We start from the raw sequence: 13250 nt of genomic DNA, 5'->3' as shown, positions 1-13250 counted from the left end.
CACCCGAGGATGCGGACGGCACCCGGCGTGAGGGGGTGCGGTGCCGTCCGGCAGGCAGGGGCGGATGCCTCGTTCACCTCCACCTTTCCCTTCGTTCATTTTTCACGCAAGTGCCTGGAGTCCCTTGTTCCCGTCTCACAGGGACTTCTCAGATTCCTCACGCTCCGTGTTTGCGGACCGCCCGCAGCCATTCGCGGTTCATGGCGGCGATGGACGGCAGCGGGATGCCCTTGGGGCAGGCCGTGGCGCACTCGCCGGTGAGGGTGCAGCCGCCGAAGCCCTCGTCGTCCATCCGGGCCACCATGTCGAGGACGCGGGTCTCGCGCTCCGGCGAGCCCTGCGGCAGCACGTTCAGGTGGTTGACCTTGGCGGAGGTGAAGAGCATCGCGGAACCGTTGGGGCAGGCCGCCACGCAGGCCCCGCAGCCGATGCATTCGGCGTGCTCGAAGGCGGAGTCGGCGTCGGCCTTGGGCACGGCCGTGGCGTGCGCCTCGGGGGCGGATCCGGTCGGGGCGGTGATGTAGCCGCCGGCCTGGATGATCCGGTCGAAGGCGCCGCGGTCCACGACGAGGTCCTTGACGACCGGGAAGGCGGCGGCGCGCCAGGGCTCGACGTCGATGGTGTCGCCGTCGTCGAAGGAGCGCATGTGCAGCTGGCAGGTGGTGGTGCGCTCGGGGCCGTGGGCGTCGCCGTTGATCACGAGGCTGCACGCGCCGCATATCCCCTCGCGGCAGTCGTGGTCGAAGGCGACCGGGTCCTCGCCGCGCAGGATGAGGTCCTCGTTGAGGGTGTCGAGCATCTCCAGGAACGACATGTCGCGGGAGATGCCGTCGACCTCATACGTGACCATGGCGCCGGGGGTGTCGGGGTTCTGCTGGCGCCAGACGCGCAGGTTGAGCCTCATGCGTAGCTCCGCTGGGTGGGGTGGACGTACTCGAAGACGAGGTCTTCCTTGTGCAGGACGGGGGCCGCGCCGGTGCCCTGGTACTCCCAGGCGGCGGCGTAGCCGAACTCCTCGTCGCGGCGGGCGGCCTCGCCGTCCGGGGTCTGGGACTCCTCGCGGAAGTGGCCGCCGCAGGACTCGGCGCGGTGGAGGGCGTCGAGGCACATCAGCTCGGCGAGTTCGAGGTAGTCGACGATGCGGTTGGCCTTCTCCAGCGACTGGTTGAACTCTTCGCCCCTGCCGGGGACCTTGATGCGCTGCCAGAACTCCTCGCGGATCTCCGGGATCCGGGCGAGGGCCTTGCGCAGTCCTTCCTCGGTGCGGGACATGCCGCAGTACTCCCACATGAGCTCGCCGATCTCGCGGTGGAAGGAGTCCGGGGTGCGGTCGCCGTCCACGGCGAGCAGCTTGGCGAGGCAGTCGCGGACCTCCCGTACGGCGGCCGCGGCCTCGGGGTGGCCGTCGTCGACGGCGTCCTGGTGCGGGTGGCGGGCCAGGTAGTCGTTGATGGTGGAGGGCAGGACGAAGTAGCCGTCGCCGAGGCCCTGCATCAGGGCGGAGGCGCCGAGGCGGTTGGCCCCGTGGTCGGAGAAGTTGGCCTCGCCGATCGCGAAGAGGCCGGGGACGGTGGTCTGGAGGTCGTAGTCGACCCAGAGCCCGCCCATCGTGTAGTGCACGGCGGGGTAGATCCGCATGGGGACCTCGTACGGGTTCTCGGCGGTGATCCGCTCGTACATGTCGAAGAGGTTGCCGTACTTCTCGGCGACCTTGTCCCGGCCCATGCGGCTGATGGCGTCGGCGAAGTCGAGGTAGACGCCCTGGCCGCCGGGGCCGACGCCGCGGCCCTCGTCGCAGACGTTCTTGGCGGCGCGGGAGGCGATGTCGCGGGGCACGAGGTTGCCGAAGGAGGGGTAGATCCGCTCCAGGTAGTAGTCGCGCTCCGCCTCGGGGATCTGTGCGGCGGGGCGGGTGTCGCCCTGGGCCTTGGGGACCCAGATGCGGCCGTCGTTGCGCAGGGACTCGCTCATCAGGGTGAGCTTGGACTGGTGGTCGCCGGTGCGCGGGATGCAGGTGGGGTGGATCTGGGTGAAGCAGGGGTTGGCGAAGTACGCGCCGCGCCGGTGCGCCCGCCAGACGGCGGTCGCGTTGGAGTTCATGGCGTTGGTGGAGAGGTAGAAGACGTTGCCGTAGCCGCCGGAGGCCAGGACGACGGCGTCGGCGTAGTGGGTGGAGATCCTGCCGGTGATCAGGTCGCGGGCGACGATGCCGCGGGCCACGCCGTCGACGGTGATCAGGTCGAGCATCTCGGTGCGGGCGTGCATCTCCACGTTGCCTGCGGCGATCTGCCGGGACAGCGCCTGGTAGGCGCCGAGGAGGAGCTGCTGGCCCGTCTGGCCGCGGGCGTAGAAGGTGCGGGAGACCTGGACGCCGCCGAAGGAGCGGGTGTCGAGGAGGCCGCCGTACTCGCGGGCGAAGGGGACGCCCTGGGCCACGCACTGGTCGATGATCTCGACGGAGATCTGGGCGAGGCGGTGGACGTTGGACTCGCGGGCGCGGAAGTCGCCGCCCTTGACGGTGTCGTAGAAGAGGCGGTGCACCGAGTCGCCGTCGTTGCGGTAGTTCTTGGCGGCGTTGATGCCGCCCTGCGCGGCGATGGAGTGGGCCCGGCGCGGGGAGTCGGAGAAGCAGAACTGGACCACGTGGTAGCCCTGTTCGGCCAAGGTGGCGCCGGCCGCCCCGCCGGCCAGGCCGGTGCCGACGACGATGACGGTGTGCTTGCGGCGGTTGGCCGGGTTGACGAGCTTGGCCTCGAAGCGGCGGCGGTCCCAGCGTTCGGCGATGGGGCCTTCGGGAGCCTTGGTGTCGGCGATCGGCTCGCCGGTGGCGTAGTGGGCGTAGTCGGTGCTCATGTCAGCTCACCACTCCGGTCATGACGGCGACGGGGACGGAAACGAAGCCCGCGAACAGGACGAGGGCGAGGGCGTTGGCGAGGAACTTCAGCGCCCTGTCGCGGCGGGCGCTGCCCGCGCCGAGGGTCTGGGCGGCGCTCCAGAAGCCGTGCCGGACGTGCAGGCCGAGGGCGGACATCGCAACGATGTAGATCGTGTTGCCGTACCAGGTGGAGAAGGTGGCGAGGACGTTCTCGTAGGGGTGGCCGGCCCATGCGCGCTCGTTCACGGTGAGCGTGGTCAGGTCGAGCAGGTGCCAGACGATGAACAGGGCGAGGATGACGCCGCCCCAGCGCATGGTGCGGGTGGCGTAGCTCGCGCGGCGGCGCTTGTGGGCGTACTTGACCGGGCGGGCCTTGATGTCCCTGCGGCTGAGCTGGTACGCGGACACGGCGTGGCCGACGACCGCGGCGAGGAGCACGACGCGCACGATCCACAGGGCCCACTCGTGGTGGAGGAAGGGCGAGCCGAGGGTGCGCAGCCAGTGCGCGTAGCCGTTGAACTCTTCCGCCCCGAAGAAGATCTTGAGGTTGCCGAGCATGTGGACGACCAGGTATCCGAGCATGATCAGCCCGGACACCGCCATCACGGACTTCTTGCCGACGGTGGAGTCCCAGAGCGTGCGCGTGGTGGACGGCCGTCGGCCCGTCCGCGTTGCCAGAGCCATGCCACCGACGGTAAGGACCAAAGTCCCGAGAGGTCCAAGACATGATGGCGCTCATGTCGATAGGGGTTGCCTATGTACGGCGTATGCTGGGGCGATGCAGTTCCAGCAGCTCCTGTACTTCGTGGCCGTCGCCGAAACCCGTCACTTCACCCGGGCCGCGGAGCGGGTGCACGTCGCCCAGCCGTCGCTCTCGCAGCAGATCAAGGCGCTCGAACGGGAGTTGGGGGCGGAGCTGTTCAGCCGGGCGCGGGGGAACATCGCGCTGACCGACGCGGGCGAGGCACTGCTGCCGCTGGCCCGGCGGATCCTGGCGGACGCGGACACGGCACGGCTGGAGGTGCAGGAGCTGGCGCAGCTGCGGCGGGGGCGGGTCCGGCTGGGCGCGACGCCGAGCGTGTGCACGGGGCTGCTGCCCGGTGTGCTGCGCGCCTTCCACGCCGCCCATCCGGGGATCGAGCTGCTGATCGAGGAGAGCGGTTCGCTGGACCTCGTACGGGAACTCGCCCGCGGGGCCCTGGACCTGGCGCTCATCGCGCTGCCGCTGCCGCCCTCGGCTCCGGCGCTGACCACCGTGGAACTGCTGACGGAGGACCTGGTGGTGGTCTCCTCGGCGGAGCTGCCGCCGCCGGCGGGCGGCGGACCGCTCACGGTGTCCGCGCTGCGCGACGAGCCGATGGTGATGTTCCGCCACGGCTACGACCTGCGGGACCTGACGGTGGCCGCCTGCCGGGCGGAGGGCTTCGAGCCGGTGTTCACCGTGGAGGGCGGGGAGATGGATGCGGTGCTGGGCTTCGTACGCGCGGGACTCGGCGTGGCGGTGGTCCCGGCGATGGTCGTCGACCACGGCGGCCCGGGGCTGCGCGCCACCCCGCTGGCGGGCTCCCCGCTGCGCCGCACCATCGCCCTGGCGCACCGCACGGACGTCGCTCCCCCGCGCGCGGCGCGCGAGCTGAAGCGCATGCTCCTGGGCTGAGCGCGCCGCGCTTCCCCCAGGGCGGCGGGTCCGTCAGGCCCGCTCCCGGGGTCGGCCGGTCCGTCAGGCCCGCATCCGGGGTCGGCCGGTCCGTCAGGCCGCGGCTATGGGAAGGGCCTTGTCGAGCCCGTCGGCCAGCATCGCGAAGGCCTGGTCGGCGTCGGCAACGGCGGCCGGGTGGGCCTCCTCGGCGCTCTGACCGGCGGCCATGCGGAGATAGTTCTCCCGGCCCAGCTCATGGCGGACCGCCACCAGGTGCATCGCGGCCAGTCGGGCGGCGAGCGGCCGGACCGACTCCGATTCGAGCACGGCGGCGAGCAGCTCCACCTCGCGGTCGGCGTAGTGGGCCATCCGGCTCTCCAGGCTGGCGGTGGAGTAGAGCAGCCGTTGGAACGCGATCACCCCGGGGTGATCGCAGAGCCCGGTGATCGGGTCCCGTTCGGCGAGGGCCGCCAGGAAGTGCGCGCGCACCGCGGCGACCGGCGTGCGGCCGGCGGGCCGGTCGCGCACGATGCGCGCCGCCTCGTCCTGGTGGTCGGCGAACCGGTCGAGCACCAGATCCTCCTTGCTCGGGAAGTACCGGAACAGGGTGGGTTTGGAGACCTCGGCCGCGGCGGCGACATCGGCCACCGACACGGCATCGAAGCCCCGCTCCAGGAAGAGTTCCAGCGCCGTGGCCGCCAGCTGGCGACGCGTACGGAGCTTCTTGTTCTCGCGCAGACCCGTCGTCTTCTCCATACCGCGAGCGTAGCACAGAATTATGACTCAGTTAATTTCTTGACCGGGTTGCTTTTTCTGGCGCGAGCAGCTTTCCTTGAGACATCGACGAGACAGGGATCGATCTGAGAGGACATCCGATGACTGACGTACTGATCGCCGGCTCCGGCCCCACGGGGCTGACGCTGGCCTGCACCCTCGCCCTGCGCGGAGCCGCCGTCCGCGTCATCGACGCGCGCTCGGAGCCCCACCACGAGTCCCGCGGCAAGGGGCTCCGCCCCAGCAGTGTGGAGATCTTCGAGGAGCTCGGCGTGGCCGGGTCCCTGACCGCCATCGGCAAGGAGGAAGTGGTCCTGCGCAAGTACTTCGACGGAGCACACGTCAACGACACCCTCGTATCCGGCACAGGGCTGCTGATAGGGCAGTGGCAGATCGAGGAGGCGCTGCGCGAGCGGCTCGCCGGACTGGGGGTGACGGTCGAGTACGGGGCCCGGCTGGCCGGAGTCGGCCAGGACGCGGCCGGGGTCCGCGCGGAGCTGGCGGACGGCACCGTGATCGGGGCCCGTTATCTCGCCGGGTGCGACGGCGGGCGCAGCACCACCCGCAAGCTCCTCGGCATCCCCTTCGAAGGGAGCACGGAGGAGGAGCCCGCGATGGTCATCGGGGACGTCAGGGCCCCCGGGCTCAGCCGGGACTTCTGGCACCAGTGGTTCAGCTCGGACGGCAGCGGGATCATGCTCTGCCCGATACCGGGGACGGACACCTTCCAGCTGCAGGCTTCACCCGAGCAGAACGAGCACGGCGAACCGGTGCCGCCCTCGCTGGAGACCTTCCAGCGCCTGTTCGACCGGCACGCCCGGATACCCGGGATCCGGCTCACGGATCCCACCTGGCTCTCCACCTGGCGGGTCAGCGTCCGCGTGGTCACCCGGATGCGCGAGGGCCGGGTCTTCCTCGCCGGGGACGCCGCGCACGTCCACCCCATAGCCGGCGGACTGGGTATGAACACCGGCATCGACGACGCGGCCGCCCTGGGCCGGACCCTGGCCGCCGCCCTCACCGGGCCGGGCGGGGAGGAGGTGCTCGACGTGTACGAGGCTGAGCGGCTGCCGGTGGCCACCGAGGTCGTGGCCGACACGGCGCGGCGGTACGAGCGGGTCGTGGCGGCCGTCCGGACCCCCGGCGTGGGGACGGAGGCCGGCCTGGACTGACCGGGTCCGCCGGGCCAGTGTCGGGCCGGGCGTCAGGAGGGCGTGGGCACGGCGTCCAACAGCGAGAGGGTGTGGATGCGGTCGGGGGCGCCGGGGCGGGCGTAGTACCAGCCCTGGGCGGTGTCGCAGCCGAGGTCGCGGAGCTGGGCGGCCTGGGCTCCGGTCTCCACGCCCTCGACCGTGACGGCGAGTTCGAGGCTGTGGGCCAGGGCCACGATGCCTTCCACGATCTTGACGTCGACCGGGTTGGCGGGCTGCTGCTGCATCCCCTTGGTGAAGGAGCGGTCCAGCTTCAGGACGCTGACCGGGAGGCGGCGCAGGTTCGCCAGGTTCGAGTAGCCCGTGCCGAAGTCGTCGAGCGCGATGTCCACGCCGAGGGCGGCGAGCCGTCGCAGGGGTTCCAGGAGTTCGTCGTCGGCACCGATCAGGGCCGATTCGGTGACCTCCAGGCACAGGGCGCCCGGGGCGAGGCCGGAGTTCTCCAGCACCGCGACGGTGTCGGCGACCAGGCCGGGGTGGTGCAGCTGGGTCGGCGAGAGGTTGACGTTGATCCGCAGGGCCGAGCCGCCGTGCTGGCGCTGCCAGTTGCGGGCCTGGCGAACGGCCTCCTCCAGGACCCAGCGGCCGAGCGGCACGATCAGCCCGGTCCGTTCGGCGAGCGGGATGAAGCGGTCCGGGCCGAGCACCCCGTACTGCGGGTGGGACCAGCGGACGAGGGCCTCGGCGCCGTGGACGCTGCCGTCGTGCAGGTGGACCAGCGGCTGGTACTCGATGAAGAACTCGCCGCGTTCCAGTGCCGCGGGGAGGGCGTTGGTCAGGCCGTGCCGGGTGATGGCGCGGGCGTCGGCCTCGGCGTCGGCGAACTCGAAGCGGTTGCCGCCGGCCGCCTTGGCCCGGTACATGGTGATGTCGGCGCTGCGCAGCACCTCCGCCGCGGTGCGCTCGCGGGCCGGGCCCTCCACGATGCCGATGCTGCCGCGGACCGACAGCTCACGGCCCTCGATCCGGATGGGCACCGACAGGGCGGACAGGATCCGGACGGCGAGTTCGGTCACCTTCTCCTCGGTGTCCGAACCGGTGGTCAGCGCCACGAACTCGTCGCCGCCAAGGCGTGCGACGACCTCGCCGGGGCCCGTCGCGCAGCTCTGCAGCCGGTCGGCGACCTCCACCAGGAGCCGGTCGCCCGCAGAGTGGCCGAGGCTGTCGTTGACCGCCTTGAACCCGTCGAGGTCCAGGTAGCAGAGGCCGAAACGGCTGCCGCCGGCCCCGCTCAGAGCCTTCTCCAGGCGTTCGAAGAAGAGCGTCCGGTTCGGCAGCCCGGTCAGCGCGTCGTGGGTGGCCTCGTAGCGGAGGCGCAGGTTCAGCAGTCGGCGCTCGGTGGTGTCCTCCATCAGCGCCAGCTGGTACTGGGGAACGCCCTCGGCGTCGCGCAGCAGCGACACCGTCAGATTGGTCCACAGCACGGTCCCGTCGTGCCGGTAGTACGGCTTCTCCACGCGGTAGCTCTCGCGTTCGCCGCGTACGAGTTCGCCGTACATCCGCCAGACGTGCGGGGCGTCGTCGGGGTGGCCCCACTCGCTGACGTTGCGGCCCCGCATGTGCCCGTTCATCCCGCCGAACATCTGCAGCAGCGCGTCGTTGACCTCGAGGATGTTCCCTTCGAGATCGGCGATGCCGATGCCGACGGCCGCGCCCTCGAAGACCGCCTTGAAGCGCTCCTCGCTGGCGTGCAGGGCCTGCTGGGCGTCGATGCGGGCGGTCAGTGCGGAGCGGGCGATGGCCTCCTGCTCCTTGAGGGTGCGCTCGCGCAGGGCCCGGGCGAATCCGGCCGCGATGCCGTGCTGGAGCCGGGCGCAGCGCGAGCGGTACTCCTCGGTGCCCTCGACGCCGACCCCGTCGGGGCCGCAGTAGAGCACGAGGTACGACTCGACCACACCGAGCGTGCCGGCCAGCGCCTCCGGGTCGGTGCAGTGCACGGCGACGAGTTCGGCCCCCACCCGCTGGGCGACGCCCGCGTCGAAGGGCCGGGCGTGCAGGGCTTCGGCGAGGGTCCGGGCGAGCGGTATGAGGTGCTGTTCGAACTCGACGCGGGTCAGCGAGGTCGCGGTGACGGGGAAGATCGCCCGTCCCCAGATGGTCGCGAAGCGCCCGATCCGGTCCTCCAGCCCGCTCCGCAGCGCGGCCGGGCCCGCGCCCGCCGACAGGCCCGCCGGAGCCGGCGGGCCTGTGGGCGGGGCGGTGGGCTCCGCTGCCTGCGCGGGCCCCTCGTCCTTCGGGGTCGGTGTGCCGGAGGGCACCGCGGCCGTGGATCTCACGCCTTGCGTCCCACTCCGCCGAAGCCCGAGAACGCGTACGGGTCCTCGGGCGTCTCGCCGTCCTCCGGGTCCGCGGTGCCCTCGGGCTGCCACAGCGGCATGGACACGACGCCGGGTTCGACGAGCTCGAAGCCGTCGAAGAAGCGGCCGATCTGCTCGCCGCTGCGCATCACGAGCGGGTTGCGGATGTCCCGGTAGACGCCGACCGTCCCGGCCGCGACCTCCGGGGAGAGCGGGATCCCCTCGTAGGAGGCGTGCGTGAGCACCAGGAGGCTGCCGGGGGCCAGGGCGTCGCGCAGCTCGGAGACGGCGGCGTACGGGTCGTCCGAGTCCTCCAGGAAGTGCAGGACGGCGACGAGCAGCAGGGCGACCGGGCGTTCGAGGTCGAGCAGCTGCGAGACCTCGGGGGCGGCGAGGATGTCCTGCGGCTTGCGCAGGTCGGCGGCGACGATGCCGGTGCGCTCGTCGCCGGCGAGGACGGCCCGGCTGTGCGCGACGGCCACCGGGTCGTGGTCCACGTAGACCACGCGGGCCTCGGGGCTGGCGGCCTGGGCGATCTCGTGGACGTTGCCGAAGGTGGGGATGCCGGAGCCGATGTCGAGGAACTGGGTGATGCCCTGGGCCGCGGCGTAGCGGACGGCGCGGCGCATGAAGGCCCGGTTGGCCTGCATGATTTTGGGCAGGCCCGGCAGGAACTCCATGGCGCGGCGGGCGGCCTGGCGGTCGACCTCGAAGTTGTGGGAGCCGCCCAGGTAGTAGTCGTAGATGCGGGACACGCTCGGCACCGATATGTCGATACCTGGCGGGGCCCAGGCGGGGCGCTCCATCGGGGTCTCCAAGCCGTAGTCCTGCGCGGTCGTCCGGGATCGGACGCCTGTCCGAGCCGAATGTACTGATCATTGCCCAACGGAGCGAGCAAAAGCGGAAATTGGTGATCCGTTCTTCATCACACACCAAAGGCCTCCACGACCCCTCCCGCAGCGAATGACCGAAACCGACAAGTCGCTTTTGGGAATACGCAGGTAGGTGATCGGAATTCTTCATTCCGTGGCTCAAACCTCTACGGTCTTCACGCCACCCGTTCAGGCGAACCACGGTCGAGCTCCGCGTGCGCGAGCGCACGTGAGCCCATGCTCCCCGGGTGAACAGAGCCTCTACCAGACGCCTGCTGGTGGTCCCGGTCCTGCTGTGGGCGGCGCTGTCCGCCACGCCGGCCATGGCTGATAGCTGCGCCTACGCGACGATCGACGCCGGGGACGGCGCGAGCGCCGTCGGGCTGGTCGCGACCGCCGGAAGCGGCGCGGCCGCGAGCGGCCGGGGTGGCGGACATCACGGCGAAGGCCCTTCCGGCGGCCGGGGCGACGGCCACGGAAACGGTCACGGCTCGGGGCACGGGAGCGGCCACGGAGGCCACCACGGACACGGTGGACATCACTGCCCGCCGCCTCCCCCGCCGTGCCCGCCGAAGCCGACCCCCACCCCGACCCCCACCCCGACGCCGACCCCGCCGCCGCCCCCGACGCCGACGCCCAAGCCGCCCCCGAAGCCGACTCCCCCACCCGCGCCGCCGCCCCCGCACGCTCCACAGGCGAAGCCCCGGCCGAAGCCACGCGCGCCGACCCCGCCGAAGCCGGTGCCGGCGCCTCCGCTCCGGGCGAAGGCGCCCGACCCCGTGGTGACGCCGCCGCCGCCCCCGCCCCCGAAGAAGCCGGTGGCCAGGCCTGCCTACCGCACGGCGGCCGCCAAACGGCCCGAGCACCACATCTCACCGGTGACCTTCACCCTGATGACCGCGGCCCCCGCGGTGCTCGCGATCGTCGCGCTGCGGCCTCGCTAGGCCCGCAGACCCGCCGCCCCGCACACCACCTTTCGTGACCGATTGGGAGTCATCTTGTCGGAATGGCTCGTCCTGACCCTCGCGATGGCCGCGGCCTGCGCCGTGGTGCTGTCCATCGCCTTCTTCAACCAACGGCGGATCGGCGACGACGACGATCCCAACGAGACCCCGGACGTCATCGAGTACATGACGATGATGATCGGGGTGATCTACGCGATCGTGCTGGGTCTGGCGATCGCCGGCGTCTGGGAGGGCCGCGGGGCCGCCCAGGAGTACGTGCGCCAGGAGGCGCAGGCCCTGCACGAGATCAGCGTCCGCTCGGAGGTCTATCCGGCCGACGTGCGCAAGAAGATCCGGTCCGACGTCGACGCGTACGTGACGTACGTGGTGGACACCGAGTGGAAGGAGATGGCCGACCACGGCGATCTCACCGACCGCAGCGCGGAACTGCTGGAGCGCATCCGCCGGGATGTAACGGACTACGAACCGCAGACCGACCACGAGGGGCAGGCGTACCAGCCGCTGGTGGACCAGGTCGCGCTGGTGGACGACGCCCGCAGCGCCCGCGGCCAGGGCGCCGGGGCGACGATGCCGGGGGTGGTGTGGTTCGGGCTGATCGCCGGGGCGCTGGTGACCGTGGGCCTGGTCTTCACCCTGCAGATCCGCCGCTCGTTCCGGGAACTGCTGCTGGCGGGACTGTTCAGCGCGCTGATCGCCTTCCTGCTGTTCCTGATCTGGGACTTCGACGCGCCGTTCGGCCGGGGCATCGCGGCGACCGCCGAACCCTTCCTGGCGCAGTTCCCGCATCTGACGCTCGGCGACTGAGGCGCGGGGGCCGGATATCGGGGGCCGGGGGCCGGGAACCGGGGCACTCCGACGCGCCGCAAACCGGGGACGGGCCCGCCGTCCCCGGTTCGGCCCACCCCTGTGCCCCATTCGCCCGTTCCTGATCGCGGGTCACCGCGACCGGACCTAGCGTGTCGGACATCGAGGCGCACGACCCCCCACGTGCGGAAACCGTTCCGCGGCTGCTCCTCGGAGATCCGGAGATCAACCATGGGTGCGATACGCAGCAACGCCACCGCCCTGCTGAGCGCCGGCGCCACGGGCGCCGTATTCGCGCTCGGCGCCCTCGGCGTGTCCTCCGCGACCGCGGCCGAGGCCCAGCCCATCACCTCGTTCGGCTTCGCCATCACCCCGTCGACGGTCGCCCCCGGCGGCCAGACGGTGCTCTCCGTCACCGGCTGCAACGCCGCCTACGCCACCGTCTCCTCCGGGGTCTTCGACACCGTGAGCATCGCGCGCGGCCAGACCGCCCGGGTGACCGTGGACCGCGACGCCCGGCGCGGAGCCGTGTATTCCGTCACCTTCACCTGCAACGGCGAGAACGGTTCGGCGGACCTCACCATCACCGGCGGCACCACCAAGCCCACCACCAGCTCCACCTCCACGTCGAGGGCCAACTCCACGGCCACCCGGGGTGCCTCCCTCGGCGTCCGCGGCGGTCTGGGCGGCAGCGTGGCCGGCATGGATCCCCGGGAGCTCTGCGCGGGCGCCGCGCTCTTCCTCGCGGCCGCCGGCGGTACGACGTACGTACTGCGCCGCCGCGCCTCCACCCGCGGCCACTAGGGGGTGCCTGACGGGTCAGGCCGGGCTCGCGGCGTCCGGCACCGCTCCCTGATCCGGCCCGATCTGTAAGACACCCACTGGCCCGTCCACGGCAACGCGCCCCACACACCCCCATAGCACCGACCGCCGGTCGCCCCGAGTCCTGGCCAGGATTCGGGGCGACCGGCGGTTCCCGGGCTACTGCGGGCTGCGCAGGGCCCGACCGGGGAGGGCCCGGCCGTCAGGCCCGCCCGCGCAGCGGACGACGCCGGCGCAGCACGTGCGCGCCCGCGCCCAGGGCAGCGGCGCCCACCAGGCCCGACCCGATGGCGGTCTCGGCGGTGGACGGGCCGAACGAGCCGCCGATACCGCCCTGTGCACCGTTGCCCCGGAGGATGGTGAACCGGTGCGTGGCGACCAGGCTGTTGTCGTGGCACTTGACCGACAGCGTGTGGTTGCCCGGCGAGGCGTGGTTGAAGATCCGGACGGTTGCGAACCCGATGGAGCCGGCCGACAGGTTCGTCTGGGGAAAGTTGCCGGCCGACCAGACCGTGCCGCCGTGACGGCACCCGGCCGCGCTGACCTGCATCGTCGAGCCCTGGTGCACGGAGTACGGGTTGACGGTGACATTGCTCGGACCGTTGCCGTTGTTGCCCCCGATGCCGCCGTTGCCGCCCTGACCCGACGGAGATCCGCCCAGTGGGTCCGACGGGTTCGCGGCGGCGAACGGGGTACTGAGCCCGACGGCGACGACAGCCGCCGCGGCCACGGTGAGGGCGCGAAGAACACGCATGGTGGAACCTCCAGCGGGAAGCGCCCCGGAGCGGTCGCCCGGGAAGATCGACGAGAACGCCTCCCACGACGAACCCTCAGGGCGGCTCGCAACCAGCGCATTTCCGTCTTTGGGCCGCAAGGTTGAGCGACACGCCGAGGCACGCGCGGCTCGCCTGACGGATCCGCAGGTCACGACCCGTCAGGCATTTATGTGACGAATACCTGGATGGGCGCACCCCTTCCGGCCGCGCCGCCA

12 protein-coding genes are annotated in these 13250 nt (G+C 71.7%); 5 read left to right on the top strand and 7 right to left on the bottom strand.

From position 1 onward, the window contains the following. Nucleotides 1-157 precede the first annotated feature (157 nt). The 3 genes from ACIQU4_RS11830 to ACIQU4_RS11820 are packed head-to-tail and all read right to left on the bottom strand — an operon-like array spanning nucleotide 158 to nucleotide 3559. Nucleotides 158-904, bottom strand: coding sequence for a succinate dehydrogenase/fumarate reductase iron-sulfur subunit (locus ACIQU4_RS11830; protein WP_403728409.1), 747 nt, complete (start codon nucleotides 902-904; stop codon nucleotides 158-160). Further along, nucleotides 901-2853, bottom strand: a complete 1953-nt coding sequence (locus ACIQU4_RS11825; RefSeq protein ID WP_403728408.1) for a fumarate reductase/succinate dehydrogenase flavoprotein subunit — start codon at nucleotides 2851-2853, stop codon at nucleotides 901-903. The genes ACIQU4_RS11830 and ACIQU4_RS11825 overlap by 4 nt, the downstream gene beginning before the upstream one ends. Before the next feature lies 1 nt (nucleotide 2854). Continuing rightward, nucleotides 2855-3559, bottom strand: coding sequence for a succinate dehydrogenase (locus ACIQU4_RS11820; RefSeq protein WP_403728407.1), 705 nt, complete (start codon nucleotides 3557-3559; stop codon nucleotides 2855-2857). Between the two features lie 94 nt (nucleotides 3560-3653). On the opposite strand from ACIQU4_RS11820, the gene ACIQU4_RS11815 reads away from it, so the two are divergent. Continuing rightward, on the top strand, nucleotides 3654-4532 hold the full coding sequence (locus tag ACIQU4_RS11815) for a LysR family transcriptional regulator (RefSeq protein WP_403728406.1): 879 nt from the start codon (nucleotides 3654-3656) through the stop codon (nucleotides 4530-4532). Nucleotides 4533-4625: 93 nt separating this feature from the next. On the opposite strand, the gene ACIQU4_RS11810 is transcribed toward ACIQU4_RS11815, so the two are convergent. Next, nucleotides 4626-5270, bottom strand: a complete 645-nt coding sequence (locus tag ACIQU4_RS11810) for a TetR/AcrR family transcriptional regulator (protein ID WP_403728404.1) — start codon at nucleotides 5268-5270, stop codon at nucleotides 4626-4628. A gap of 119 nt (nucleotides 5271-5389) precedes the next feature. Here ACIQU4_RS11810 and ACIQU4_RS11805 point away from each other — a divergent pair, with 119 nt between their 5' ends. After that, nucleotides 5390-6460 (top strand): FAD-dependent monooxygenase, encoded by a 1071-nt coding sequence (locus ACIQU4_RS11805; RefSeq protein ID WP_403728402.1) that lies wholly within the window; start codon nucleotides 5390-5392, stop codon nucleotides 6458-6460. Between the two features lie 32 nt (nucleotides 6461-6492). Here the strand turns inward: ACIQU4_RS11805 and ACIQU4_RS11800 are convergent, their stop codons facing one another. Both ACIQU4_RS11800 and ACIQU4_RS11795 read right to left on the bottom strand, forming a co-directional pair. After that, nucleotides 6493-8664 carry a putative bifunctional diguanylate cyclase/phosphodiesterase gene (locus tag ACIQU4_RS11800; RefSeq protein ID WP_403728553.1) on the bottom strand — a complete coding sequence of 724 codons (2172 nt, stop codon included), beginning with the start codon at nucleotides 8662-8664 and terminating at the stop codon, nucleotides 6493-6495. 107 nt (nucleotides 8665-8771) lie between these two features. Then, nucleotides 8772-9602: an SAM-dependent methyltransferase gene (locus tag ACIQU4_RS11795; RefSeq protein WP_403728551.1), complete on the bottom strand. Its 831-nt coding sequence runs from the start codon at nucleotides 9600-9602 to the stop codon at nucleotides 8772-8774. A gap of 314 nt (nucleotides 9603-9916) precedes the next feature. Between ACIQU4_RS11795 and ACIQU4_RS11790 the strand changes: the two genes are divergently transcribed. From ACIQU4_RS11790 to ACIQU4_RS11780, 3 genes are all read left to right on the top strand, one after another. Further along, nucleotides 9917-10612 (top strand): hypothetical protein, encoded by a 696-nt coding sequence (locus tag ACIQU4_RS11790; RefSeq protein WP_403728400.1) that lies wholly within the window; start codon nucleotides 9917-9919, stop codon nucleotides 10610-10612. 54 nt (nucleotides 10613-10666) lie between these two features. Next, the gene (locus tag ACIQU4_RS11785; protein WP_403728398.1) at nucleotides 10667-11437 is read left to right on the top strand and encodes a hypothetical protein; all 771 of its coding nucleotides are present in this window, start codon (nucleotides 10667-10669) and stop codon (nucleotides 11435-11437) included. Nucleotides 11438-11668: 231 nt separating this feature from the next. Beyond that, a complete protein-coding gene (locus ACIQU4_RS11780; protein WP_403728396.1) occupies nucleotides 11669-12241 on the top strand; it encodes a hypothetical protein in 573 nt (190 codons plus the stop codon). Nucleotides 12242-12461: 220 nt separating this feature from the next. Here the strand turns inward: ACIQU4_RS11780 and ACIQU4_RS11775 are convergent, their stop codons facing one another. Then, nucleotides 12462-13013 carry a hypothetical protein gene (locus tag ACIQU4_RS11775; RefSeq protein WP_403728395.1) on the bottom strand — a complete coding sequence of 184 codons (552 nt, stop codon included), beginning with the start codon at nucleotides 13011-13013 and terminating at the stop codon, nucleotides 12462-12464. Nucleotides 13014-13250: the final 237 nt, after the last annotated feature.

It is taken from the genome of Streptomyces sp. NPDC090741, from assembly GCF_044769045.1.
In the GTDB taxonomy this organism is placed as follows: Bacteria; Actinomycetota; Actinomycetes; order Streptomycetales; family Streptomycetaceae; genus Streptomyces.
The sequence above is the reverse complement of the archived record's forward strand: the minus strand, read 5'-3'. Positions and strand labels throughout refer to the sequence as shown.